22 protein-coding genes and 1 pseudogene are annotated in these 24,648 nt (G+C 63.2%); 3 read left to right on the forward strand and 20 right to left on the reverse strand.

The window, feature by feature from the left end; all coding sequences use genetic code 11:
* Nucleotides 1-95, reverse strand: a pseudogene (locus tag PCE31107_RS15095) (electron transfer flavoprotein subunit beta/FixA family protein); the annotation flags it as partial.
* Between the two features lie 369 nt (nt 96-464).
* Between PCE31107_RS15095 and PCE31107_RS15100 the strand changes: the two are divergent.
* Together PCE31107_RS15100 and PCE31107_RS15105 are read left to right on the forward strand one after the other, a co-directional pair.
* Nucleotides 465-1,370, forward strand: coding sequence for an alpha/beta hydrolase (locus PCE31107_RS15100; protein WP_246181839.1), 906 nt, complete (start codon nt 465-467; stop codon nt 1,368-1,370).
* 122 nt (nt 1,371-1,492) lie between these two features.
* Nucleotides 1,493-2,275 (forward strand): ferredoxin--NADP reductase, encoded by a 783-nt coding sequence (locus PCE31107_RS15105; protein ID WP_150609566.1) that lies wholly within the window; start codon nt 1,493-1,495, stop codon nt 2,273-2,275.
* A gap of 80 nt (nt 2,276-2,355) precedes the next feature.
* Here the strand turns inward: PCE31107_RS15105 and PCE31107_RS15110 are convergent, their stop codons facing one another.
* Together PCE31107_RS15110 and PCE31107_RS15115 are read right to left on the reverse strand one after the other, a co-directional pair.
* On the reverse strand, nt 2,356-3,189 hold the full coding sequence (locus PCE31107_RS15110; RefSeq protein WP_150609568.1) for an enoyl-CoA hydratase: 834 nt from the start codon (nt 3,187-3,189) through the stop codon (nt 2,356-2,358).
* A 60-nt stretch (nt 3,190-3,249) separates the two neighbouring features.
* Nucleotides 3,250-4,173: a histone deacetylase family protein gene (locus tag PCE31107_RS15115; protein WP_130025204.1), complete on the reverse strand. Its 924-nt coding sequence runs from the start codon at nt 4,171-4,173 to the stop codon at nt 3,250-3,252.
* Between the two features lie 430 nt (nt 4,174-4,603).
* Between PCE31107_RS15115 and mltB the strand changes: the two genes are divergently transcribed.
* A complete protein-coding gene (gene mltB, locus PCE31107_RS15120; protein ID WP_246181840.1) occupies nt 4,604-5,833 on the forward strand; it encodes a lytic murein transglycosylase B in 1,230 nt (409 codons plus the stop codon).
* 106 nt (nt 5,834-5,939) lie between these two features.
* Here mltB and cysM read toward each other — a convergent pair whose 3' ends face one another.
* The 17 genes from cysM to PCE31107_RS15205 all read right to left on the reverse strand — a co-directional run bounded on the left by cysM (nt 5,940) and on the right by PCE31107_RS15205 (nt 24,427).
* On the reverse strand, nt 5,940-6,842 hold the full coding sequence (cysM, locus tag PCE31107_RS15125) for a cysteine synthase CysM (RefSeq protein WP_150609570.1): 903 nt from the start codon (nt 6,840-6,842) through the stop codon (nt 5,940-5,942).
* 118 nt (nt 6,843-6,960) lie between these two features.
* Nucleotides 6,961-7,686, reverse strand: coding sequence for a ComEA family DNA-binding protein (locus tag PCE31107_RS15130; protein WP_150609572.1), 726 nt, complete (start codon nt 7,684-7,686; stop codon nt 6,961-6,963).
* Nucleotides 7,687-7,861: 175 nt separating this feature from the next.
* The gene (rfaD, locus tag PCE31107_RS15135; RefSeq protein WP_150609574.1) at nt 7,862-8,866 is read right to left on the reverse strand and encodes an ADP-glyceromanno-heptose 6-epimerase; all 1,005 of its coding nucleotides are present in this window, start codon (nt 8,864-8,866) and stop codon (nt 7,862-7,864) included.
* A complete protein-coding gene (gene rfaE1 / locus PCE31107_RS15140; RefSeq protein WP_150609576.1) occupies nt 8,863-9,852 on the reverse strand; it encodes a D-glycero-beta-D-manno-heptose-7-phosphate kinase in 990 nt (329 codons plus the stop codon). The genes rfaD and rfaE1 overlap by 4 nt, the downstream gene beginning before the upstream one ends.
* A 17-nt stretch (nt 9,853-9,869) precedes the next feature.
* The gene (locus tag PCE31107_RS15145) at nt 9,870-11,243 is read right to left on the reverse strand and encodes a UDP-glucose dehydrogenase family protein (RefSeq protein WP_150609578.1); all 1,374 of its coding nucleotides are present in this window, start codon (nt 11,241-11,243) and stop codon (nt 9,870-9,872) included.
* A gap of 21 nt (nt 11,244-11,264) precedes the next feature.
* On the reverse strand, nt 11,265-12,440 hold the full coding sequence (gene lapB, locus PCE31107_RS15150; RefSeq protein ID WP_150609580.1) for a lipopolysaccharide assembly protein LapB: 1,176 nt from the start codon (nt 12,438-12,440) through the stop codon (nt 11,265-11,267).
* A gap of 64 nt (nt 12,441-12,504) precedes the next feature.
* Entirely contained in the window at nt 12,505-12,798 is a 294-nt protein-coding gene (locus PCE31107_RS15155) for a LapA family protein (RefSeq protein ID WP_017232086.1), read from the reverse strand.
* 241 nt (nt 12,799-13,039) lie between these two features.
* Entirely contained in the window at nt 13,040-13,333 is a 294-nt protein-coding gene (locus PCE31107_RS15160; protein WP_017232087.1) for an integration host factor subunit beta, read from the reverse strand.
* A gap of 12 nt (nt 13,334-13,345) precedes the next feature.
* A complete protein-coding gene (gene rpsA, locus PCE31107_RS15165) occupies nt 13,346-15,049 on the reverse strand; it encodes a 30S ribosomal protein S1 (protein ID WP_017232088.1) in 1,704 nt (567 codons plus the stop codon).
* A 111-nt stretch (nt 15,050-15,160) separates the two neighbouring features.
* Nucleotides 15,161-15,841: a (d)CMP kinase gene (gene cmk, locus PCE31107_RS15170; protein ID WP_217425207.1), complete on the reverse strand. Its 681-nt coding sequence runs from the start codon at nt 15,839-15,841 to the stop codon at nt 15,161-15,163.
* Between the two features lie 522 nt (nt 15,842-16,363).
* On the reverse strand, nt 16,364-17,704 hold the full coding sequence (locus PCE31107_RS15175) for a sigma-54-dependent transcriptional regulator (RefSeq protein WP_130025198.1): 1,341 nt from the start codon (nt 17,702-17,704) through the stop codon (nt 16,364-16,366).
* On the reverse strand, nt 17,701-19,596 hold the full coding sequence (locus tag PCE31107_RS15180) for a sensor histidine kinase (RefSeq protein WP_174966682.1): 1,896 nt from the start codon (nt 19,594-19,596) through the stop codon (nt 17,701-17,703). The genes PCE31107_RS15175 and PCE31107_RS15180 overlap by 4 nt, the downstream gene beginning before the upstream one ends.
* Nucleotides 19,597-19,850: 254 nt before the next feature.
* Entirely contained in the window at nt 19,851-20,558 is a 708-nt protein-coding gene (locus PCE31107_RS15185) for an ABC transporter ATP-binding protein (RefSeq protein ID WP_246181841.1), read from the reverse strand.
* Entirely contained in the window at nt 20,555-21,262 is a 708-nt protein-coding gene (locus PCE31107_RS15190) for an ABC transporter ATP-binding protein (protein ID WP_130025196.1), read from the reverse strand. The genes PCE31107_RS15185 and PCE31107_RS15190 overlap by 4 nt, the downstream gene beginning before the upstream one ends.
* Entirely contained in the window at nt 21,252-22,208 is a 957-nt protein-coding gene (locus tag PCE31107_RS15195) for a branched-chain amino acid ABC transporter permease (RefSeq protein WP_246181842.1), read from the reverse strand. Before PCE31107_RS15195 ends, PCE31107_RS15190 begins: the two co-directional genes overlap by 11 nt.
* Nucleotides 22,201-23,082, reverse strand: coding sequence for a branched-chain amino acid ABC transporter permease (locus PCE31107_RS15200; protein ID WP_130025195.1), 882 nt, complete (start codon nt 23,080-23,082; stop codon nt 22,201-22,203). Before PCE31107_RS15200 ends, PCE31107_RS15195 begins: the two co-directional genes overlap by 8 nt.
* An 85-nt stretch (nt 23,083-23,167) precedes the next feature.
* Complete coding sequence (locus tag PCE31107_RS15205; protein WP_150609586.1) at nt 23,168-24,427, reverse strand: amino acid ABC transporter substrate-binding protein; 1,260 nt, start codon at nt 24,425-24,427, stop codon at nt 23,168-23,170.
* Between the last annotated feature and the right edge of the window lie 221 nt (nt 24,428-24,648).

A 24,648-nucleotide genomic window follows, 5' to 3' on the forward strand; every position in this document is an offset into this window, starting at 1 on the left:
TTCACGTTCGCTATGTCGACGCCACTGCCGTCGCTCTTCACGCGAACCTTTACGTTGTAATCCACTACCCGTTTGACCGGTACCAGGATCTTCATGAACTCGCTCCAAAGTTACGTTAACGTCAATCCGCTGTCATTATAACCACACAGTGAATGGCGCATTTATTGTCAATTCAATGCATTTTGTTGCATTAATTCGTGATGCCCGTCTGATTTGCCGCAAATGCACAATCCGCAAGTCAGCGACGCCATAACGCGACCGGCACGCGCTGTCACGCAACCGATCAACCCCGAACGATCGTGCTATTTTTATGGAAATCACGACGGGCAGCCAGTCCCCGTGTGGTGCATTTCCTCTAGAGAAATCACCCCGCCGCTCAGGCGCCTATGATCGAATGGCGCACCCAATATTCGCTGTGCCATCGCAAGCGTGACGGCCACCCGGCCAACGCGCCAGGAGGAGACATGACCACGTATTCCGAATCGAGCCTGCGTGCGAGCGACGGCCTGTCACTGCACGTTCATTGCTGGACGCCCAATACCGACGGGGCGCGGTTGCGCGCGGTGGTGGCCATCATCCACGGGATGGGCGAGCACGGCGGGCGTTATGCGCGGCTGGCGGAGCACTTCGCCGCGCTAGGCCTCGCCACCGTCACTTACGACCTTCGCGGTCACGGCCGTTCAGGTGGATCGCGGGTCTTTGTGAAGCATTTCGACGAGTACCTCGACGACACTGAAATCTTCCTCACACACGTGCGCACCCAGTTCGGTCCGGCACCGTTGTTCCTGCTCGGCCACAGCATGGGGGGCGCCATCGCGGCGTTGTACACCATCACCCGGGCACCGGCGAACGTGCGCGCACTGATGCTGAGCAGCCCGGCACTCGCGCCGGGCGAGCCCGTCGCCCCATGGATGATGAAAGCCGGGCGGTGGGTGTCGCGCTGGCTGCCCAAGGTGCCCGTCTTCAAGATCGATCCGACGATGATCGCACGCGACAAGGCCGTGGTAGCCGCGGCCAAGCGCGATCCGCTGAACGCTTATCGCGGCACACCGGCGCGCACCGCCGCCGAACTGCTCGACGCGATGACTCGCATTCACGCCAACGCCGACGCGCTACGTCTGCCGCTTTACATCTTCCACGGCACCGCCGACCGACTCACCGCCCCGTGGGCAAGCGAGCAATTCCATAGCAACGCGGGCTCTCAGGACAAGACACTGCGCCTCTATCCCGGGCACTTTCACGAAACACTCAACGATCTCGATCGTGAAAAGGTCATCGACGAACTGACACAGTGGCTGTTGCAGCACCTGCCCGACACGCCAGCGGCCCAGCCAACGCAACCGACCGTCGGGGCACACGACAGCATCTGAGCATTGGCGCCTGCCAGGCACTCGACGCACGCCCGGAACCCCGCACGCGAGCAGGGTCTCGTCACGCGTTGCCCCGGTGCGCGCTACACTGAAGACGTGTGGAACTGCGAGGAGCCTCAGGCATGCAAGCGCAGACGAAATACTCACCGCAAACGGTCACCGGCATGCATTTCTGGACGCCGACGATCTTCAGCTTCAAGACCACGCGACCGCCCGGCCTGCAATTTGCGGCGGGACAGTTCGTACGGATTGGACTTCCCGAGGGGGACGGCGAAGGGGCCGAGATGATCTGGCGACCTTTTTCGTTAGTGAGTTCGCCCGCCGAAGATACCTTGGAGTTCTACGCAATTACGATTCCAGAAGGGAAGCTCACGCCGCGCCTGGCGCAGCTCAAGGTCGGTGACACGCTGTTCGTGGATCACACCGCCTATGGCTTCCTGACGCTCGACCGCTTCACCGGCGGCGAGGATCTCTGGCTGCTCGCCACCGGCACCGGCCTCGCGCCCTTCATGTCGATCCTGCGCGACCCGGCCGTATGGCATCGATTCAAGCGCATCTTCGTCGTGCACAGCGTGCGATGGCAGCACGACCTTGCCTATTACGACGAACTGAAACAGTTCTCCCATCCCGACGTCGATCCGTCGCTGGTCGATAGACTGCATTACGTCGTGTGCGTAACGCGCGAGCAAATGCCCGGCGCGCTGAACGGACGTGTGACGTCGCTGCTGGCGTCAGGCGAACTGGAGAGGGCGACGGGCGCGACGCTCGACCCTGCCACGTCGCGCATCATGGTTTGCGGCAATCCGGACATGATCAAGGCGCTGCGCGCCTGGTTCACCGACAAGGGATACGCCGTGAGCCGCACGGCAATGCCCGGGCCGCTCGTGCTGGAAAAGCAGTGGTAAGGCGTGAGCGGTGCGACAAGGTCTGAAGAGAGCGTGCGACGTCCCAAAGCCGTCGGGGGGGCTTTGGTGCGCCGTTCCCGTCAGTCGGACCGCTTCGCCCAGTCGGGGGCGCGCTTCTCGATGAACGCTTGCACCCCTTCGAGCGCACATTCGTCCATCATGTTGCAGGCCATCGTCTGCCCCGCCATCTGGTAAGCAGCCTCGATGCCGGTCTCGACCTGCCGGTAAAACAACCCCTTGCCCGCTGCCACCGCCGCGGCGGGCTTCGCCAGGATCGAACGGCATAGCACCGCCACTTCCGCGTCAAGCCGCTCCATTGCCACCACACGATTGACGAGACCGCGCTCACGGGCTGTCTGCGCGTCGATGAAATCGCCCGTGAGCAGCATCTCCATCGCCTGCTTGCGCGAGAGATTGCGCGAGAGGGCCACACCCGGCGTCGCGCAGAAAAGGCCGACGTTGATGCCGGAGACAGCGAAGCGCGCCGCCGACGTCGCCACCGCCAGATCGCACATCGCAACCAGCTGACATCCCGCCGCCGTTGCAATGCCATGCACGCGGGCAACGACCGGCTGCGGCATGCGCTGCATCGTCAGCATCACACGCGTGCATTGATTGAACAGCGCGCGGTAGCTGTCGAGCGACGGTTCGGCGCGCATTTCCTTGAGATCGTGTCCGGCGCAGAACGCCGGACCGGCGGCCGCCAGCACAACCACGCGCGCGCTGGCATCGCGCTGCGTGTCGTCGAGCGCACGTTGCAGCGCCTCGAGGATCGCTATCGAAAGGGCATTGAATTGGCGCGGGCGATTCAGCGTCAGCGTGACCACGCCGGCCAGTTCCCCCTCACCTCGCGTGACAACGACAAGCGGCTCAGGCGTCGCTGTCGTCGCTGTCGTCGCTTCGGATGCGGTCATGGTCTCTCTCCCGTACCGCGTCGTTTCGCGCGGCATCGCACAGTCGTCAAGCGCGAAATATCAAACGTCGGCGAGCACTTTCAGATGCGCCACGACACTGCGTCCGAGCGCCGAAAGGTTGTAGCCGCCCTCCAGGCAGCTCACAATGCGCCCCTTCGCATGACGATCCGCCACCGCTTTCACGCGTTCGGTGATCCACGCGAAGTCCGCCTCGGTCAGACCGAGATTGCCGAGGTCATCTTCGCGGTGCGCGTCGAAGCCCGCCGAGAAGAAGATCATCTCCGGACGGAACGCATCGAGTTGACCCAGCCAGCCGTAGTCGATCGCCTCACGGACCTGCATGCCCGAGGTACGCGCGGCGATCGGAATGTTGAGCATGTTCGGTGCCGGATCGACCGCGCCGGAAAACGGGTAGAAAGGGTGTTGAAAAATGCCGCACATCAGCACGCGTTCATCGTTGCCGAACGCGGCTTCCGTGCCGTTGCCGTGATGCACGTCGAAGTCGACGATCGCCACCCGCGAGAGTCCGTGCACTTCGAGCGCATGCGCAGCCGCAATCGCCACATTATTGAACAGACAAAAGCCCATGGCGCGCGTAGGCGTGGCGTGATGGCCCGGCGGGCGAACGCTGCAAAACGCGTTCTCGAGCTCGCCGCGCAGCACGGCATCGGTCGCCGCAATCGCCGCACCGGCCGCACGCGTGGCCGCACGCCACGAATACGGGTTGAGCAACGTGTCCGGATCGATCGGGAAATAGCCGGACTCGGGGATGTTGTCGCGAATGAAGTCGATGTGATCCTGCGTGTGCACGAGCCGCAGGCTGGCTTCGTCGGCCGCTGGGGCTTCACGGCGCTCGAGCAGGCCGTCGATGCGTCCCGCGATCAATTGGTCCTCGATGGCGCGCAGCCGTTCGGGACATTCCGGATGCCACTCGCCCATTTCGTGACGGATGCAATCGGGGTGCGTATAAAACCCGGTAGCCATTCGGTGTGTCGCCTATCGCTTCGAATCGTTATGGTGGGACGGGTGGGGGATGCCCGCCGTGCCGTGCGCCTCGCGTCCGGTAGCGGCCGGGCGGAGCGCGTGGCATGCGATGCCGCACTCCACTGGCGCTCGCTTGCCGATGGCCGGCATCCCCCATGAGTCCTGTCACGGACAGTGCTCAGGCCTTAAGGTATCACAGGTGCACTCGGTTATACTGCCAAGCAGTCTCCCAGCAGACCCGTGTCAGCCGGCAAGGGCCGTTCACCTGAATTTCGGGACGGTGGGAACCGGCATGAATGGTTGACGCTCTCGTTATCGGCGCGTATCGGATCACTGACGCACGCCCTGACGAACGCGTCAACGCGACTAACGCGACGGCGGCCAAGGTGGCTGCGTTGCCTTCGGACTTCATACAGGCCTGACAGACAGCATGACATCACCGGTACGGATGTACGATTCGCTCTCGCCGGCGCACACGCGCCCGCCCCATCGACCGGACACTGACCGCCCTCGCGCGGCTGCCCTGCGCAAACGTGCCGACGCCCTCGCCCTCTCGCCACTGTTGCGGCTCGCGCAGGCGTTCGGCGTGTTGCTTTGCGTCGGCACGTTCGCGCTGACGTCTGCCGGCGTGCACGCGCAAACACGCGCCAAGCCGATCGCGAAGGCGGAATTCGAGGAAGAGGTCGTACCGCAACGCTATGCGGCGAACCCCGAGGTCGACGCGTTCATCAACGACCTCGTGGCGCGCGACGGATTCGATCGCGGTGCGCTGCAAAATGTCTTCTCGCGCGTGGTGTTCTCGCAGACGGCGGCGCGTCTGGCCGCACCGCCCGCCACGCCCGGCCAGAAGAACTGGACACGATACGAGCGGAATTTTCTCGATAACACGCGCATCAACGGCGGCGTGCGTTTCTGGAACCAGAACGCGGCAGCACTCGCGCGCGCGGCGAAGCAATATGGGGTGCCCGAGGAGATCATCGTCGCGATCATCGGCGTCGAGACCATTTACGGGCGCCACATGGGCAACTTCCGCACCATCGATGCGCTCACCACGCTGGCGTTCGACTATCCGCCCGCCCGCAACCGGTCGGAGCGCATGGCGCTCTTTCGCAACGAGCTGGAAAACCTGTTGCTCTACGCTCGCGAGCGCGGTGTCGACCCGTTCGGCATCTACGGCTCGTACGCGGGCGCCATCGGCATTCCGCAGTTCATGCCGTCCTCGATCCGCAACTACGCCGTCGATTACACCGGCGACGGCAAGATCAACCTCACAAACGATGTGGCGGACGCCATCGGCAGCGTCGCCAATTTCCTCAAGCAGCACGGCTGGCAGGCGAAACAACCGGTCGTCTGGAATATCGCCGGGGATCGCGGCAGTCAGGGGTTGGCCGAAGCCGGCGCAGACGGGCAACCTGAGCCGCATTGGAAGCTCGGCGACTTCATCAAGGCAGGCATGCTGATGAACGAGCCGCGGCTCGATGTCGGGGCATCGCTCGACACGCCGGTGCTCATCGTCGATCTGCCTACGCCGGGACAAGCCACCGAGTACCGCATGGGTCTGACCAACTTCTACGTGCTCACGCGTTACAACCGCAGCTTCTTCTACGCGATGTCGGTGTACGATCTTGCCGACGCGATCAAGGCAGCGCGCGCTCCGTAAGACAGGATGCCGAGCCGCACTCGCCATGTACAACGGGACCCACTGGGTCCCGTTGTACATGGTGCGAGGCATCCCGTCACGTGCGCGTGACCGGCACCGCGGCGCCTTACGCCGGGAACACCCCGGTCGACAAATAACGATCGCCGCGATCGCACACCACGAACACGATGGTGGCGTTCTCGACTTCATGCGCGAGATTCAACGCAATCTGGCAGGCGCCCGCAGCTGAGATGCCGCAGAAAATACCCTCTTCCGCCGCAAGACGGCGCGCCATGATTTCCGCTTCCGCCTGCGTCACGGAGACGGTGCGATCCACACGTGCCCGATCGAAGATCTTCGGCAGGTACGCTTCCGGCCACTTTCGAATGCCCGGGATGCGCGAGCCTTCGGCGGGTTCGGCGCCGATGATCTGCACCGCGTCGCTCTGCTCTTTCAGATACTGCGATACGCCCATGATCGTGCCCGTCGTACCCATCGCGGAAACGAAGTGGGTGACGCGCCCTTCAGTATCGCGCCAGATCTCTGGACCGGTACTCTCGTAGTGCGCAAGCGGGTTGTCCGGGTTGGCGAACTGGTCGAGGATGATGCCGCGTCCGTCGCGCTGCATCTGCTCGGCGAGATCACGGGCGTATTCCATGCCTCCTTTGACCGGCGTCAGAATGATCTCGGCGCCATAGGCCCCCATGCTCTGACGACGCTCGATGGAGAGATCTTCCGGCATGACGAGGACCATCTTGTAGCCACGAACCGCCGCAGCCATCGCCAGAGCAATGCCGGTATTGCCGGAGGTGGCTTCAATCAGCGTATCGCCGGGCTTGATGCGGCCGCGCAATTCGGCGTGCTTGATCATCGATAGCGCCGGACGGTCTTTCACCGACCCCGCCGGGTTGTTGCCCTCGAGCTTGCCGAGAATCACGTTGTTGCGGCGACGGATTTCGTCGTCGGGCAAACGCATCAGTTGTACCAGCGGCGTATTGCCGATGGTGTCTTCGATTGTCTTGTAGGCCATTGCGCTAAGCTGTTTCGGTCGGGAATCGGAACATTCTAATCCACCGGCCACGTCCGCGCTCAGGGGTGGCGATTTCGGCCGGACATCGCAATGGCGATGCCCGGCCGCCCGTCGGGCGTCAGCGCTTCGGTGCGCTAGCCGCCTCCGGAGCCTTGGCCTTCTTGGATTTGGACGGCTTTGCCGGGGCTGCGGCGGGCGCGGCCGCCGGCGCCGATGCCGCGGCAGGGGCCGCGCTGGCCTTGGCCGCCTTGGCATCCTTCGACTTCTTCGAGCGGGTCGCCTTCGCGTCCGATGCGCCTGCGGCGGGCGCCGCCGCCGGAGCCGGCGTCGAGGGCTTGGCCGACATGGCCGCCGCACCCGGCGCCGCGGGTTTCATCGTCGAACCGGCGGCAGGCGTCGGCGCAGGCGTCTTTTGTGTCGTCGTCGACGGGACAGGCGCCGCCGGCGTCATGGGCTTGGCGGTCGTCGCAGGTGCCACAGGCGTTTGCGCGGCAGGCGGCATCGGTTTGGCCGGTGCCGCAGGGGCCGGTGCGGGCGCGGGCGCCGATTTGGCGGCCGCCGCAGGCGCCGCGGCCCCACCCTGCCCGTTGATCGTCATGCCTTCGGACTGAAGCGTGGTCACGGACTTGGCGCCCAGCCCCTTGACGCGTTTGGCAACGTCCGCCGCATCCTTGTATGGGCCGTGGGCGTTACGCTCGTCGATGATGGCTTTGGATTTGACCGGCCCAATGCCCTTGAGCGATTCGAGCTGCGCCTGGTCGGCGGTATTGATGTCGACGGCAGCCATGGCCAGGCCGCACAGGGTGAAAAAGGCAACAACCGCCAGCAAGAACTTGCGAAGCATGATCTGTTCCTTATGAAGTCACTCGGGCCGATATCGAGGATATCGTGGACCTCCTCGACACCCCGATTATGGCTTAACGTCCAGGAACGGCTACGGATGACATCGCACGCCCACAACGTCAAACAAAACGGGGAGCCAGTGGGCTCCCCGTCGGTCTTGCGCTGTGATTCGCCATTTACTGCGCGAGCAACCAGCGAACGTACCGCGAGACGCCCTCACCCACCGTGTAGAAAGGCTGCTGATACCCCCCCGATTGGCGAAGATTATCGATATTCGCCTGTGTAAAGCATTGGTACTTGCCGCGCAGCGCGTCGGGGAACGGGATGTACTCCACGAGTCCCTGCTTGACCAGTTCGTCGAGCGACAGCGCCGCCTCACCCGCTTCGGCGCGAAGCGTGTTGATCACGGCAACGGCGATGTCGTTGAACGGCTGGGCACGGCCCGTGCCGAGGTTGAAGATGCCGCTTCGCTCGGGATGGTCGAAAAAGTGCAGGTTCACCTTCACCACGTCTTCCACCGACACAAAGTCGCGGCTTTGCGTACCGGCGGCGTAGCCGTTGTATTCACCGAAGAGCTTCACCCGCCCATTGGCGCGGAATTCGTTGAAGTTGTGGAACGCCACCGAAGCCATGCGGCCTTTGTGCGCCTCACGCGGGCCATAGACGTTGAAATAGCGGAACCCGGCCACCTGACTTGGAAGCTTGCCACCGGCCTCGCGCATCGCCCGACGCACGATCTGGTCGAACAGAAACTTCGAGTAACCGTAGACGTTGAGCGGCTTCTCGAATTCACGGTTCTCCACAAACGTTTCCGACGCACCATACGTCGCCGCAGACGACGCGTAGAGGAACGGCACGGACTGCGCCTGGCACGCTTCGAACAATGCTCGCGTGTACCGGAAGTTGTTCTCCATCATGTAGCGGCCGTCGGTCTCCATGGTGTCGGAGCAGGCGCCTTCGTGGAAAATCGCGCGCACACGGCCGAATTCACGGCGCTGGAAGCGCGCGACGAAGTCGGTCTTGTCGAGGTAATCGCTGATCTCACAGTCGACCAGATTGCGGAACTTGTCGGCGCGCGTGAGGTTGTCGACCGCCACGATGTCGGTTTCGCCGCGCTCGTTGAGGGCTTTGACGAGGTTGGCGCCAATGAAGCCCGCGGCACCGGTCACGATGATGGTCATGTCAGTTCGGAAAAGAGTTCGGTGTAGTCCACAGTCGCCGTACCCAGCTTGCCGACGACAATACTGCCCGCGCGGTTGGCGAGCACGACGGCCTGCGCGAGCGGCAGACCAGCAGAAAGCGATGCGGCGAGCGTTGCGATCACAGTGTCGCCCGCGCCTGAAACATCATACACTTCGCGCGCCTGCGCCGGCACGTGCAGCGCGCCGTTCGCGGTGAAGAGCGTCATGCCTTCTTCCGAACGCGTGAGCAGCAGGGCCTCCAGATCAAGCGACTCACGCAGGGTCTGCGCGCGGGCCGTCAGGTCGTCTTCCGAGCGCCACTCGCCCACGACCTGCTGCAATTCAGAGCGGTTCGGCGTCAGGATGCTGGCACCGCGATATCGCTCGTAATCACTGCCCTTCGGGTCCACAAGTACCATTTTGCCTGCGGCGCGCGCAGCTTCGATCATCGGCTGCACATGCGTCAGGCCGCCCTTGGCGTAATCCGAGAGCAGCACGACGTCGTAGCTGTCGAGCAGTTGGCGATACTGATCGAGCACCGCCAGCAGCACTTCCCGCGCCGGCTGATTCTCAAAATCGATACGCAGCAATTGCTGCTGACGCGACACGATGCGCAGCTTGATCGTCGTCGCCAGATCGGCGTCTCGGGTCACAAAGGCCGTCACACCGCTCTCGTCGAGCAGGTCGACGACGCGCTCGCCCGGTTCGTCTTCACCCAGCACGCAAAGCAGCCCCGCCTGCGCCCCCAGCGACGCGGCGTTGAGCGCCACGTTCGCCGCACCGCCCAGCCGCTCCTCGTTGCGCTTGACATGCACCACCGGCACCGGCGCTTCCGGGGAAATGCGATTGACGTCGCCGAACCAGTAGCGGTCGAGCATCACGTCGCCGACGATCAGCACGCGCGCGCGGCTGAACGCCGCGCGAGGCACGGTGGGCACGCCGGGTGCCTGCACCGTGCGCGTGAGCGAAGTTGCCGTCAAAGTCATCTGTCGCTCCTCGTCACTCAGGCCGACTCGTGCAACCCGCGGCCGATGCCGTGGTACTCGATGCCCAGCTCCTTCATGGCGTCCGGTTCGTACAGATTCCGGCCGTCGAAAATCAGCGGCAGCGAAAGCGCCGCCTTCACGCGCGTGAAGTCCGGGCTACGAAACGCTTTCCATTCCGTAACGATCACGAGCGCGTCGGCGCCCGTCAGCGTGTCGTTCTGCGTCGCACAGAATTCGATGCGGGCGTGCGCCTCGGCATCATCTGCGAAGTCCAGCGCGACCACGCGGCGCGCTTCATCGAGCGCCACCGGATCATAAGCCCGCACCCGGGCACCACGACGCACCAGCTCGGCGATGACGCGGCGACTCGGGGCTTCGCGCATGTCGTCGGTATTCGGCTTGAACGCCAGGCCCCACAACGCGAACGTCTTGTCCGACAGATCGTCGCCGAGGCGGTTGACGATCTTGTCGATCAGCACGGCCTTTTGCGTTTCATTGACGGCTTCGACTGCGTTGAGAATTCGCAACGGCAGGCCATAGTCCTCGGCGGTGCGCACGAGCGCCTGGACGTCCTTCGGGAAGCACGAGCCACCGTAGCCGCAGCCGGAGTACAGGAAGTGGTAGCCGATACGCGGGTCCGAGCCAATGCCCTTGCGCACGTCTTCGATATCCACGCCGACGCGATCGGCCAGATTAGCCATCTCGTTCATGAATGAGATGCGCGTAGCGAGCATGGCGTTTGCCGCGTACTTGGTAAATTCCGCCGAGCGCACGTCCATGTACAGGGTGCGCTCATGGTTGCGGTTAAACGGCGAATACAAGCGCTTCATCATCGCGCGCGCCTGTTGGCCGTCGGTGTCGTCGTCTACACCGATCACGATACGATCCGGGCGCATGAAATCGTCAACGGCCGCGCCTTCCTTCAGGAATTCGGGGTTCGAAACGACGGAGAACGACACGTTTTCGCCGCGCTTGCCGAGTTCCTCGGCCACCGCGGCACGCACCTTGTCGGCCGTACCGACCGGCACGGTCGATTTATCGACGATGACCTTGAAGCTCTTGGCGTAGCGGCCAATGTTGCGTGCCGCGGCCACGACATATTGAAGGTCGGCCGAGCCATCTTCGTCCGGGGGCGTGCCCACCGCGATGAACTGAACGTCGCCATGGGCGACCGAGGCCTCGACATCGGTCGAAAATTGAAGGCGGCCAGCGGCGCGATTGCGCGCGATGACTTCCTGCAGGCCGGGTTCGTGAATCGGCACGCCGCCGTTGTTCAGGATTTCGATCTTGCGCGGATCGACGTCGAGGCAGAACACGTCGTTGCCGACGTCCGCCAGGCACGCCCCAGTGACGAGGCCGACGTATCCGGAGCCGATGATAGTGACTTTCATGATTGCGCGAACTAAGAGAAATTAGGAGGCCGCCGGCACGTCGACACGTCGCGGCGTATAGGTCTCCCAGCCGTTACAGCCGGGGCATTGCCAATAAAACAATCGCGCGCGGAAGCCGCACTGGTCGCAGACATACCGGGGCAACGACTTGGTACGCTGCGTGATGAGCTTGCCCATGAGCTGCAGGTCCGACTGCGTGTCGCCGTGCGCCGTGGCGGCATGTGCTTCGAGCAGGCGCACCATGCCGGGCGCGCTCGGCGCGCGGTGCATCTGTTCGCGCATGAGCTTGAGCGCCGCTTCCGGGCCTTCAAGGGCAATCGACTGCTCATAGACGATCTCCAGCAGATCGTCCGACGGATTCTTGCGCAGCGCATCGCTCAGCACAGCGAGCCCTTCTTTCGCCCGGCCCAATGCCTCGTACGCCCGCATCAGCCGCTTGGCCGCGAGGCCGAGGTACACCGGATTCTGCTCCTCGATGGTGCGAAGCACGCGCAACGCACCTTCGGCGTCGCCCGCGGCGAGCAGCATGTCGCCGCGCAGCAGCGGCGCACGCACGTTGGCGGGATTGACCGCGAGCGCGGCGTCCAGCGCTTGCGTAACGGCGTCGGCGTCCTTGCGTTGCAGCGCTTCCTGCGCCAGCTCGCAGTGGAACTGCGCGATCTCCTTGCGGTACGACACGGCAGGGTCGAGCTCACTCAGCGCCTCGGCCTCGGTCAGCGCCTTGTGCCATTCCTTCTCGATCTGATAGATCGTGAGCTTTGCATGTTGCGCTGCCTTGGCGTAAGCCCCAGTGTGCAGTCGGCCGAACGCCTCTTCGGCACGGTCCAGCAACCCCGCCTTGAGAAAATCGTGGCCGAGTTCGTAGAGCGCGTGCTCATGATCGGCTGACGGCAGGTCATGGCGCGAGAGCAGGTTCTGGTGCACACGAATGGCGCGCTCCGTCTCGCCGCGACGACGGAACAGACTCCCCAGCGCGAAGTGCAGCTCGGTGGTCTCGGGATCCAGCTTGGCGACTTCGATGAAGGCATCGATCGCCTTGTCGGGCTGCTCGTTGAGCAGGAAGTTCAGACCGCGAAAGTAGGACGCCGGCAGATTGCGGCTCTCGGAGAGCAAGCTGCGCAGATCCAGGCGTGCGGCCACCCAGCCGCAGCCAAAAATCACGGGGATGGCCAATAGCCACCAGACCTCGAATTCCATGAATGCGTGTTGTCGTTGAAACAGTCGATGAAGAGGGCGAGCGTCGCGCGCCGTGTCGCCCGAATTAGACCGGCGGTAGCATCGGCGGTTGATCCCCCGCCTCGGGGTCGCGTTGTGCACGGGCCAGATCGCGCCGCGTGCGGCGTAGCTCCAGGCGCTGACGCATCAGGCTCGGCAATGTCGCGAGCACGCCGATGACGCCACCGACCACGAAAAACGCCAGGCCGATCATGATGAGCGGTGCCGTCCACGTATGCCCCAGGAAAAGGTTCAACGTGACTTCGCCCGTGTTGGCGAGCGCGAGACACAGCAACACCACAAACACGATGAGACGAACGATCCAAACAATCAGCTTCATGCCGAAAGGCTCCTGCGGCAGGGTTGCCGTATGTTTTGCGACTTGAGCGGCCCCGGGGCCACGGCGTCGATGCCGCCGACGCACCCGGGCCGGCACGTGGCCGTATTGTACCGGATGTGCTCCGTCAGGCGCCGTTACTGCAGCAAGCTTCATATTGGCGTCAATGGCCCGCACGTCTTGCCGCCAAATGCAAAAAAAGCGCCCGAAGGCGCTTTTCTCGCGTAGTAGATCCCAAAGGGCCTTATTGGTCCGACGCCTTGTGATCAACCCGCTCTCGCAACTCCTTGCCGGGCTTGAAGTGCGGCACAAATTTCTCCGGCACCATCACTTTCTCACCCGACTTCGGATTGCGGCCGACACGCGGTGGCCGACGGTTGAGCCCGAAGCTACCGAAACCGCGGATCTCGATTCGATGACCGCGCGCAAGCGCGTCTGCCATCGCATCGAGAATGGTCTTCACCGCGAAATCGGCATCCTTGAGCACCAACTGGGGAAACCGCGCCGCCAACTGGTTGACCAATTCAGACTTGGTCATAGGCCTTGGACCTTACTGATTCTGGCTGTCCAGCTTGGCTTTGAGCAGGGCACCCAGATTCGTGGTGCCGCTCGCTGCCGAGCTATCCGACGACATCTTGCTGATCGCTTCCTGCTGTTCAGCCGAATCCTTCGCCTTGATCGACAGGTTGATGTTGCGCGACTTGCGATCGATGTTGACGATCATTGCATTGACGGCTTCACCTTCCTTGAGCACGTTGCGGGCATCTTCCACACGGTCGTGCGAAATTTCCGAAGCGCGCAGGTAACCTTCGACGTCTTCACCCAGCGACACGACGGCACCCTTCGGGTCGACGGCCTTGATGGTACCGTCAACGATCGAGCCCTTGTCGTGAATGGCCACGAACGAGTTGAACGGATCGCCTTCGAGCTGCTTGATGCCCAACGAGATGCGTTCCTTCTCGACGTCGATGCCCAGAACCACGGCTTCGACTTCGTCGCCCTTCTTGTACTTGCGCACGGCGTCTTCGCCGGTTTCGCTCCACGACAGGTCCGACAGGTGAACCAGGCCATCGATGCCGCCCGGCAGACCAATGAACACGCCGAAGTCGGTGATCGACTTGATGCCGCCCTTGATCTTGTCGCCCTTCTTGAAGTTGCGCGAGAAGTCGTCCCACGGGTTCGCCTTGCACTGCTTCATGCCCAGGCTGATACGACGACGGTCTTCGTCGATCTCGAGCACCATGACTTCGACTTCGTCGCCCAGTTGGACAACCTTGGTCGGTGCAACGTTCTTGTTGGTCCAGTCCATTTCCGACACGTGAACCAGGCCTTCGATGCCCGATTCCACTTCGACGAATGCGCCGTAGTCGGTGATGTTGGTGACCTTGCCGAACAGGCGGGTGCCTTGCGGGTAGCGGCGAGCAATGCCTTCCCACGGATCGTCGCCGAGTTGCTTGACGCCCAGCGAGACACGGCCCTTCTCTTGATCGAACTTGAGGATCTTGGCGGTGACTTCCTGGCCAACCGACAGCACTTCGCTCGGGTGACGCACACGACGCCAGGCGATGTCGGTGATGTGCAGCAGGCCGTCGATACCGCCGAGGTCGACGAATGCGCCGTAGTCGGTGATGTTCTTGACCACGCCCTTGACGATCGCGCCTTCCTTGAGCGTCTCGAGCAGCTTGGCGCGCTCTTCACCCTGGGTGGCTTCGATCACGGCACGACGCGAGAGCACAACGTTGTTGCGCTTGCGATCGAGCTTGATCACACGGAATTCGAGGGTCTTGCCTTCGTACGGGGTCGTGTCCTTGACCGGACGCGTGTCCACCAGCGAGCCCGGCAGGAATGCGCGGATGCCGTTGACCATGACGGTCAGGCCGCCCTTGACCTTGCCGGTAATCGTGCCGGTCACGAGCTCGCCCGATTCGAGGGCCTTTTCCAGTTGCAGCCACGAGGCCAGACGCTTGGCCTTGTCGCGCGACAGCACGGTGTCGCCGTAGCCGTTTTCCAGGGCGTCGATCGCCACGGAAACAAAATCGCCGGCCTGAACTTCGACCTCGCCCTGATCATTCAGGAATTCTTCGATAGGGATGTACGCTTCGGACTTGAGCCCGGCGTTGACGACCACAAAGTTGTGGTCAACCCGAACGACTTCTGCGCTGATGACTTCACCAGCACGCATGTCTTGACGGGAGAGCGACTCTTCGAAGAGTGCCGCGAATGATTCGTTAGTCGAGGTTTGCAGGTCGGACATAAATGTGGATTACGCCGCTGACGTCCGTCTCCCGAAGGGGGTGACGATCACGCACAACGGTTGGGTTAAAGGTTGACAAAGCCACGACGGGTGACTGCATGAAACACCCTGTCAGGCGCCTTGCGGATACTGCACTTGCGCGAACCATTCGAGCACCTGGGCCACCGCCTGATCGACGTTGAGCCCCGATGTGTCGAGTACCCGCGCACCCTCTGCTGGCCGTAGTGGCGCTTCGGCACGGGTACGATCCCGCGCATCGCGCGCCTCAAGATCCAGCATCAGACTGTCTATGTTAGCAGAAAATCCTTTTTCTATCAATTGCTTATAACGCCTCTCGGCGCGCGCCTGCGGTGTGGCCGTCAAAAACACCTTCAAATCGGCCTCCGGGAAAATCACCGTGCCCATATCGCGACCGTCCGCAACAAGGCCTGGCGCGGTCTTGAAGGCCCGCTGAAGCGACACCAGCGCGTGACGGACCGCCTTGTGCACGGCAATGCTCGATGCCCGATTGCCGATCGCCTCGGCGCGTATCGCGTCGGTGACGTCCTCCCCGGCCAGCCAGATACGCTGCTCCTTGAATCGCACATCGAGCGTCTCGGCGAGCACCGTCAGCGCCCCGACGTCGTCCGGATCGATCCCGTGCCGGGCGCTCGCCAGCGCTGTCAGCCGGTACAGCGCCCCACTGTCGAGATAGTGAAAGCCCAATGCATCGGCCACACGGTGTGCCACCGTCCCTTTGCCGGATGCCGTTGGGCCATCCACCGTAATGACCGGAATCGAGTCGTCCACCATCGTGAAATCAGGCATCCCTTCGTCTCTGTGTGTTCAAAACATCAAAAAAATGAAATCTCGTGCGCAAATAGTAATGATTACCCTTTTTGCGCAGGCACCATTGGCGCGCCCCGAAAACTCGGCCGCCGCGCAAGATCGCGATTATCCCTTAGCCAGTCCAAAGGGGGGGCCCTACGCGCGCCAGGGCGACATGCCGCGTGGTTCGCACCGATGAATCGGGCGCACGGGCGCGCTCAAGAGCGCGGGAGAGGTAGATCCCGGCCACCGGGCCGCGGCGGCCACGAGGGGCGCTATGCGAATTCGCTATCGCACGTTGTCCCGCCTTCGAACGGCCCGGAGTCAGGGGGGCAATGGGCGATCGCGACCATCGATTCGGCGACCGGCGGCGAACTCAAGCAACGCTCGCCTGACCAGTATAGCCGTCGTGCCTCGCGCACGACTGACGCGCCACCGGAATTGCAGTCTCGCGGCGGCAGGGGGCTCGACCGGCCGATGGATCCGATCGCTTCCCTTGCCCTGATTTCACTTGAAATCATCGGACGCGATGCCGAGGCGCCGCATCTTGTCGTACAAGGTTTTTCGGGGAACGCCCAGCTTTTCGCAAGCGAGCGATGCGCGTCCGCCGGACGCGCGCAACGCCTCTTCGATGAAACGCCGCTCGAACAGGTTCATCTGCTCGTCAAGCGTGCGCGGCGCCCCCTGCGGGCCGTCGTCCGGATCTCCGGTCCCGAGTCCGAGCGTAAAGCGCTCGGCGACGTTGCACAGTTCGCGCACGTTTCCGGGCCACGGGCGCGCCATCAGCCGATTCAGACGCTCGGCGCCGATCTCCGGCACCGGACGACCGTACGCCGCCGCCGCCCGCAGCACAAAATGCTCGAACAGCAGCGGAATATCTTCCCGACGCTCCCGTAGCGAGGGGATCTCGAGCACGATCACCCCGAGCCGATAGTAGAGATCGTCGCGAAACCGCTGCTGGCGTGCGAGCTCAAGCAGATCCGCCTTCGTCGCGGCAATGATCCGGCAATTCATCGGCAGCAGTTCGTTCGAGCCAATCCGCTCGAACTGGCGCTCCTGAAGCACACGCAGGAACTTGACCTGAAGCGCCATCTGCATCGTCTCGATCTCGTCGAGGAAGAGCGTGCCAGCCTGCGCATATTCCAGCTTGCCGATGCGACGTTTCAACGCCCCCGTGAACGAGCCCGCCTCATGGCCGAACACTTCGCTCTCGAATAACGATTCAGGAAGGCCCGCGCAGTTCAGCGCGGCAAAGGGTTTGTCGCGGCGCGGGCCGAAGTCGTGCAGGCAGCGCGCAACAAGTTCCTTGCCGGTGCCCGTCTCGCCGAACACCAGCACGTTCGCATCGGTATTGGCCAGTTCGAGGATCAGCTTGCGCAAACGCTCCACGGGTCGCGAATTCCCGAGGATCCTCGCATCGATACGATCGCGACTCTCGAGCTGCCTGCGCACGGCCGTCAGTTCGAGCGTAAGCCGTCGGTGCTCGAGCGCACGTCGCGCAAGCTCGACGATCCGCTCCGACGCGAACGGCTTTTCAACAAAGTCGTAAGCGCCGAGGCGCATGGCCTGTACCGCCATCGCGATGTCGCCGTGCCCGGTCACGAGAATGACCGGCATCGACGCGCTCATTGCCTTCACGCGTTCGAGCAGCTCGAGCCCCGTCATACCGGGCAGGCGCACATCGCTGACGACAATGCCCGGAAAATCGCCGTCGATGTGCTCAAGCGCCTCCTCGGCGCTTCCAAACGCGTCGACCTCGATGTCCGCTAGCTGCAACGCCTGGACAGTACCGAGCCTCACGGCCGCGTCATCCTCCACGAGCAGCACGCGCAAGCTGTCTGGGATCACGGGTTGCCCTCCCTGTACGTACGTAGATAAATACTGAACTCGGCGCCGCCCTCGGGCCGGCCGGAAGCTTTCAGCGAACCGCTGAACTCACGCACGATGCCCTCGGAGATCGCCAAGCCGAGGCCCAGCCCCGTGCCCTGCTCCTTCGTCGTGAAGAACGGCTCGAAGAGCCGCGCGCGCACAGCCTCGGAAAGCCCCGTGCCGGTATCGCGCACCCGAATCACGGTCGTATTGCCCTCCGCCTCGACCGTCACCTCGAGGCGTCGCACCGGGGTGATGGCCATCGCGTCGAGCGCGTTCGTGAACAGGTTCACGAGCACTTGCTCGAGCCGATTGGCATCGGCGAGCACGCGCGCGTCGGCCAATTGCGGGTCGAAAATGAGCTCGACCCGCTCCTTGCGCAGCCGCTGCCCAACGAGGAACAGCGCGTTATTGATCGCCTCGGCGGCAACGACAGGCTGGAGCTGCGTCGGCGCCTTGCGGGCGAAGCGCTTCAGTTGCGACGTGATCCGCCCCATTCGCTCTATCAACTCGCCGATCATCCGAAGATTGGCCTCGGCGTGACTCGCCCGCCCCCGTTCGAGGAATGTCAGCGCGTTATCCGACAGCGTGCGTAGCGCCGCGAGCGGCTGATTGAGCTCGTGGGTGACGCCCGCCGCCATCTGCCCGAGCGCCGCCATCTTGCCGGCCTGCACAAGCTCCTCGAATGCCGCCTTGAGCTGCGCTTCGGTTTCCCTGTGCATCGCGACCTCGTGCTCCAGATTGCGGTTCGCGCGGCTCAGCGCCGCAGTGCGCCGCGCGACCTTGCGCTCGAGCTCCTCGTTCAGTTGCTGCAGCGCCTCGCGCAGCGCGAGCCGTTGCGCGACGATGCGCCGTCGCTGCCACACCGTCAGCGCCAGCACGACGACGAATGCGAGCCCGAGCGCGGCGGATCGGGCCAATGCACGCGCCACCGCTCGCGCAGGCGCGAGATTCGACAGCACGACAATGTGCCAGTCGGTGCCCGATACGGGACGGGTCACGACCAGGAACTCGGTTGGGAACGGGTGGGGGGTCGGCAGGCTGGTGGCCAGCGGATTGTCGCGCGCCACCGATTCGATCCACACATTGGGCGCGAGTGTGCGCTCGATGGTAAATCCAGCCGGCATGAGTGCCCCCGGCGCGTCGTACTGGTGCGTACTCACAATCTCGGCGCGCGCGGCTGCCGACAGCGGGCGAAGTGTCCTGTATTTGAGCCCCGGCACCGACGACAGCATGATCACGCCATGCGAATCGACGGCGAGCACGGGCTCGGCGCCCTGTCGCCAGACCGATTCGATCCGATCGAGATTGACCTTGAGCGTCACGACGCCAAGCACGTGATGCGCGTCGTCATAGATCCGTTCGGCCAGAAAATAGCCCGCCTCATGACTCACGGTGCCCAGCCCGTAGAAACGGCCATGGCCGTCACGCATGGCGCCGATAAAGTACGGGCGGAACGAGAAGTTCGACCCGACGAATGTCTTCGGCTGGTCCCAGTTGCTTGACGCGAGCGTATTGCCTTGCTTGTCCATCACGTAGAACGCGCTGGAGCCCGCGTCTGCGTTGACGGTCTGCAGATAAGCGTTGACCCGCGCGACCAGATCGCGATCGGTCGGATGGCGCAGCATCGATAGCACGTCGGCATTCAAGCTAGCGAGCGACGGCAGATAGCTGTAGTGCCGAACCTCGCTCGTCAACGCGTTTTCGTAGCCGTCGAGCCGGTGCGCGGCGGTGTCTCGCAGCGTGCTGAGCTCCACCTGTTCCGCGTAACGATAGGCCACCCAAGCGCCCACCACCGTCAGCAAGGCAAACGCGGCCACGAGCGCGAGCAGGGCGCGCGTGCGACGCGACGTTGCGCTGACGAACTTCACGACCGCCTCCCCGCAAGCCAGCACCCCGCGAGCCCGCGAACGTCCATTGCCCACCGCTCCATCGCACCGTCTCCTCTGAAGCCATCATTCTAACGGTGCGGCTCGCGACTGCCATCGGCATAAGCGCTTGTCCGGCGTGCCCGATCCCCGTGCTCCGCTCGACCCTCTACGGGAAAGCGGGCCTCATCAGCCCCGCGTCCTGCGTCCGGAAGGACACCACGTCGACATCCCGGGCATCGTTCACCAAACAAGCCTTACAACCCGAAGTAAGTCTCGCGCACGGCGTCGCTCGCTTCGAGCTCCGCGCGCGAGCCCGATACCCGTACCTTGCCGTGATCGAGCAAGTAACCGCGATCGGCAAGATCGAGGAACGCGATATTCTGCTCCGCGATCAGCAACGAGGTTCCGTCGCCAATGGCCGTGCGCAACGCGTCGATCACGTGCTTGACGAACACCGGCGCGAGACCGGAGGACGGCTCGTCCATCAACAGGAGGCGGGGTTCGGCGATGAGCACCTTCGCGATGCCGAGCATCTTGCGTTGCCCCCCCGACAGGCTTGCCGCGGCAGCACGCCGCTTCGCCGCCAGTGCGGGAAAAAGCGCGAACAACACTTCCTTGCGCTGACGGATTTTCGCTTCCGGCATGAAATAGCCGCCGAGCGCGATGTTCTCGTCGATCGACAGCGTCGGAAATACACCGAGCTCCGACATGAACGCGATGCCGCGCCGAATCCGCTGATCAGGCCGCAGCATGTCAATGCGCTCGCCGTCGAGCGTGATGCGCCCGCCCATGCACGGCAATAGCCCAATCAGCGTGCGCAGCAGGGTCGTCTTGCCCGCGCTGTTTGCACCGAGCAACAGCACGGTTTGCCCGGGCTCGACCCGCATATCGACGCCCCAAAGCACCTGCATGTCCCCATAGCCGGCCTCCACGCCTTCGATTACCAGGGATGCCGTCATCATGCCGCTCCAATGAATGCAGCGATCACCTCGGGGTCGCGCGCGGCCGACGCGAGCGGTCCCTCGAACAACATGCGCCCGGCGCCGAGCACGATCACACGTTCGGTGATGCGGTTAAGAAAATCGAGCAAGTGCTCGACCACGATCATCGCGATGCCACGTGCCGACAGTCGTTGCAGCAACTCGGCAATCACATTCAATTCCGCGGGATTGAGCCCCGCGCCGATCTCGTCGACCAGCAGCAGTTGCGGCCGCGTGGCGAGCGCTCGTCCGAGATCGAGTAGCTTCTGCTGATTCACCGTCAGCGAACCCGCGACACGCGACGCCACACTGGCGAGACCGATGTCTTCGAGAATCGGTCCGATCTCGCGGGGATCCAGCCGCACGCTGCGCGCCGCGACTTCAATGTTCTCGTGCACGGTCATGTCGCGAAACACCTTCGGCACCTGAAACGTACGGTTGATGCCAAGGTGTACACGCCGGTGCATCGGCATGCGGTTGATCGTTTGCCCGAGGAAATCGATCGCGCCCTCATCCGCCTGCAGGAGCCCCGAGATCACGTTGATGGTCGTCGTCTTGCCGGAGCCATTCGGACCGACGAGGCCGACGATCTCGCCGGGCACGACAGCAAAGTTCACATCGTTGAGCACGACCTGTGCGCCGAAGCGCTTGTGAACGCCCACGAGTTGCAACAATTCAGAAGACATGGATACCCCGACGTTGCAGCAGCGACAGGAGGCCACCCGGCAGGAACAGCACGAGCAGCACGATGAGACCGCCATAGATGAACTGGAAATACTGTGGCGTGGAGATCCCGATCGCCGCATACAGGACGTAGAGCAGCCCCGCGCCGACAATCGGCCCGATGACCGTGCCGACACCGCCGAAGAGTGCGAACACAATGGCGAAGACCGAGAACTGCAACGTGAACACCGCATCGGGATAGAACACCGAGATGCCCCATGCGTAGGTGCCGCCCGCGAGCCCGGCGATCAATGCCGACACCAGCCACGCGACGAGACGCGCCTGCACAACGTTGACGCCCGCCATCGCCGCGCTCACCGGATCCTGCTTGACCGCACGCAGCGACATGCCAAAGCCGGACGTGCGGAAGTACGCCGCAAATGCGCACGCGATGAGCAAAACGCCGAGCATGCAGGCGTAGCTTGCGTCCGGACTGTAGACCTGTTCGATCTTGAGTCCGTAGGGGCCGCCGGTCACGTCGGACAGGTTCGGGTTCGACACAACGAAGTAAATGATCTGCGACGCGGCGAGATTCGCAATCGAGAAGTAAGCGCCCGAGAGCCGCAACAGCGGCCCGAGCACCAGCCCGAGCAGTGCGGCCGCGAGGCCGCCGCCCGCGACGCACGCGAGTACGGGCAGGTGCGTATGAAGCACGAGCAGCGACGTTGCATAGGCACCGCTGCCGAAAAAGCCCACATAGCCGAACGGCAAATAGCCGGTGAAGCCGTACAGCAGGTTGAGTCCCTGTGCCAGCACGATAAACGTCATGATCGTGAACAGCAGCGACTGGTTGGCGTACACACGAGGTGCCAAGAGGAAGATCGCGGCAACCACTGCAAGCGTGATGGCCGGTGCGCGCAAGCGTCGCGGCGCCGTCTGTCCGGTTGGGTTCAGAGTGGTATCAAGCAAGACGCACCGCCTTTCCGAGCAAGCCCGAGGGACGAATGAGCACAATGATCAACAGCAGCGCATACGGCACTACGTTCGACCACGACGAGTAATAGGTTTGCATCAGCATCGTGCCGAGACCGAACACGAGCCCGCCGGCAATCGTGCCAAGCGGATTGCCAAGGGAGCCGATGACCACGATCGCGAACGCGGTCGTGGTGAGGTTGTCGCCAAGATCGGGCGACACCGAGCCGAGGAGATACGGCACGAACACGCCCGCGATGCCCGCGAGCGCGAGACCTGCGACGAACGCAATGGTCGACACACGGCGCACGTCGATTCCGGTGGCAACGGCCTCTTCCCGATTGGCCATCACTGCGCGAGTTGCATAGCCGAACCGCGTGCGCGAGAAATACAGCCAAAGCACGACCAGCGCCGCAACGCTGATGCCGGCGGCCCACCACCAACTATCGGGAAACTGCTGGCCGAAGGCCCCCAGATTGCCGCTGCCGAGTGCATCGTCGGGCAACGAGCGCTGGTCGGCGCCGAACATCAGTACCGTCAACGACTCGAGCATCTGGCCAATGCCGAAGAACAGGATGAACGACAGCATCTCCGGGTCGGCGCTGCGCTGCAGTCGCGGCACGACGGCCCGATACATCGGCCAGCCAATGATCGTTGCCGCGGCCACCGACACTGGAATGGCCCACAACGGACTCAGGCCGAAATGATGCGAGACCATCCACGCCGCATAGCTGCCCAGCACGATGAACTGCCCGTGCGCGAGATTGATGATACGCATCACGCCGAACACGAGATTGAGTCCCAGTCCGACCAGCGTGAAGAAGATACCGTACAGAATGCCGCCCATGACGGCATAAGCAAGAAGTTCCACGTTCGTCCCTTCGCAAGCGAGGATGTCGTCGCCGGCGCCGTCGTTCGGCGCCGGCCGGTTCCTGATCAGACGATGCGACTGACGATCAGTGCGTCGGCGCCGGATACACCGGCTTGCCGGTCGCATGCGAGTCCGGATACACGACGACGAACTTGAGCCCCTTGTTGCCGTCCGGCACCATCTGGGCGACCGGGAACGGTTGGCCGAGCTGCGCCCCGTTCGCATTGATCTGGAACGGCCCCAGCAGCGTGGTCGTTTTTCCGGACATGTCCATCAAGGCCTGATGGAAGGCCGGTTGTGCAAACGTCGGTGCGTCGCCAAGCATCTTCTCCATGACAATGCCCGTGTTGTAACCGGCCGAGTCGAGGAAGGTCGGATCCTTGTGTTGGTCGGCCTGGAACGCCTGCACAAATTGCGCGGTATTCATCCCGTAAGTGACCTTGTCGTACTTGACCAGCGGCGGCGTGGGGTACGTGTACGTGTAGGCGAGCGCATCGACCCCCGCATTCTTCGTGAGCAGTTGCAGCAGTTGGCCCGGGAAGATCGTGAACGTCATGTCGAAATGCAGGCCGCTTTGCGACAGCGCGCGCAGGAATGCGATGTCGTTCGGCGCGTAGCCGAATTCAAGCAACGCCTGGGGATTGGCTGCCTTCGCCGTGTGCAGCAGCACGTTGTAGTTCGATTCCGTGGTCGGCACGCTGTGATAGAACACCGGCGTCACGCCCCCCTTCACGAGTTCCGCCTTCATCGTTTCGGCTTGCGAGGCATCGAAATCGTTCGCGCCATAGACAATCGCCACGCGCTTGATCTTCTGCTTGAGGAGGAAGTTGGCGAGCGGCACCGGCCAGACCGTCGACGACGGAATACTCACATCGGCGAGGTAATCGGTCTTCTGCGTGAAGAAGTTCGCCCCCGAGCCGGTCGGATCGATCAACAGCATGTGGTGCTCAGCCGCGAGCGGCACCGCGACCGACGTGAGCACCGACCCAAAGTCGGCCACGAGTATGTCGACCTTGTCCTGCGTGATCAACTGGTTATAAAGCGTGGTCGCCGTGGACGTCGAACTCTGGTCGTCGTACGCCACGATCTTCACGGGAATCTTCTTGCCGTATGCCTTGACGAGCACCCCGCCCTGCTTGTTGACGGTGTCGGCCCAGAACTTCAGCCCTTCGTATTGCCCCTGGGAAGCCACCGCGAACGGGCCAGTGCTCGCGTAGAGCGTGCCAATACTGATCTGTGCTGGCGCCTGTGCAGCTTGCGCCCCCAGACTGGCGAACGCGCAGGCGATCGCGGCAGCGGTCATTTTCAGCGAAGTGGCGGTTTTACGGGTCAGTCGCGCGTGCATTGAAATCTCCTCTGGATCGTTTTGACATCAAGACCTGTCCACGCCGCACGGCGAAAGCCGCAATGACGCACGTGGTCAGGGTTCTGCTACGTGGGAAGCAAATGGGAACCGACGGCCTGAGGCCGGGCCGGTTGGGCCCGGCGGGTCAGCAAATGGGGAAGCGGGTGAACGTCATGACATGTCTCCTGATGATCGATATTTGATTGTTTGGAGAACGTTAT

This window comes from Pandoraea cepalis (assembly GCF_902459625.1).
GTDB classification, from domain to species: Bacteria; Pseudomonadota; Gammaproteobacteria; order Burkholderiales; family Burkholderiaceae; genus Pandoraea; species Pandoraea cepalis.

Bases quoted from the DNA above. Each gene is read 5' to 3' on its own strand.
- cmk (WP_217425207.1), bottom strand. From the start codon at position 15,841: ATGGTGGACGACTCGATTCCGGTCATTACGGTGGATGGCCCAACGGCA.
- PCE31107_RS15155 (WP_017232086.1), bottom strand. From the start codon at position 12,798: ATGAAGCTGATTGTTTGGATCGTTCGTCTCATCGTGTTTGTGGTGTTG.
- PCE31107_RS15145 (WP_150609578.1), bottom strand. From the start codon at position 11,243: ATGAAAGTCACTATCATCGGCTCCGGATACGTCGGCCTCGTCACTGGG.
- rfaE1 (WP_150609576.1), bottom strand. From the start codon at position 9,852: ATGACTTTGACGGCAACTTCGCTCACGCGCACGGTGCAGGCACCCGGC.
- lapB (WP_150609580.1), bottom strand. From the start codon at position 12,440: ATGGAATTCGAGGTCTGGTGGCTATTGGCCATCCCCGTGATTTTTGGC.
- PCE31107_RS15105 (WP_150609566.1), top strand. From the start codon at position 1,493: ATGCAAGCGCAGACGAAATACTCACCGCAAACGGTCACCGGCATGCAT.
- PCE31107_RS15190 (WP_130025196.1), bottom strand. From the start codon at position 21,262: ATGTCTTCTGAATTGTTGCAACTCGTGGGCGTTCACAAGCGCTTCGGC.
- PCE31107_RS15110 (WP_150609568.1), bottom strand. From the start codon at position 3,189: ATGACCGCATCCGAAGCGACGACAGCGACGACAGCGACGCCTGAGCCG.
- PCE31107_RS15115 (WP_130025204.1), bottom strand. From the start codon at position 4,173: ATGGCTACCGGGTTTTATACGCACCCCGATTGCATCCGTCACGAAATG.
- PCE31107_RS15185 (WP_246181841.1), bottom strand. From the start codon at position 20,558: ATGATGACGGCATCCCTGGTAATCGAAGGCGTGGAGGCCGGCTATGGG.
- cysM (WP_150609570.1), bottom strand. From the start codon at position 6,842: ATGGCCTACAAGACAATCGAAGACACCATCGGCAATACGCCGCTGGTA.
- rpsA (WP_017232088.1), bottom strand. From the start codon at position 15,049: ATGTCCGACCTGCAAACCTCGACTAACGAATCATTCGCGGCACTCTTC.
- PCE31107_RS15160 (WP_017232087.1), bottom strand. From the start codon at position 13,333: ATGACCAAGTCTGAATTGGTCAACCAGTTGGCGGCGCGGTTTCCCCAG.
- rfaD (WP_150609574.1), bottom strand. From the start codon at position 8,866: ATGACCATCATCGTGACCGGTGCCGCGGGCTTCATTGGCGCCAACCTC.
- PCE31107_RS15130 (WP_150609572.1), bottom strand. From the start codon at position 7,686: ATGCTTCGCAAGTTCTTGCTGGCGGTTGTTGCCTTTTTCACCCTGTGC.
- mltB (WP_246181840.1), top strand. From the start codon at position 4,604: ATGACATCACCGGTACGGATGTACGATTCGCTCTCGCCGGCGCACACG.
- PCE31107_RS15100 (WP_246181839.1), top strand. From the start codon at position 465: ATGACCACGTATTCCGAATCGAGCCTGCGTGCGAGCGACGGCCTGTCA.
- PCE31107_RS15205 (WP_150609586.1), bottom strand. From the start codon at position 24,427: ATGCACGCGCGACTGACCCGTAAAACCGCCACTTCGCTGAAAATGACC.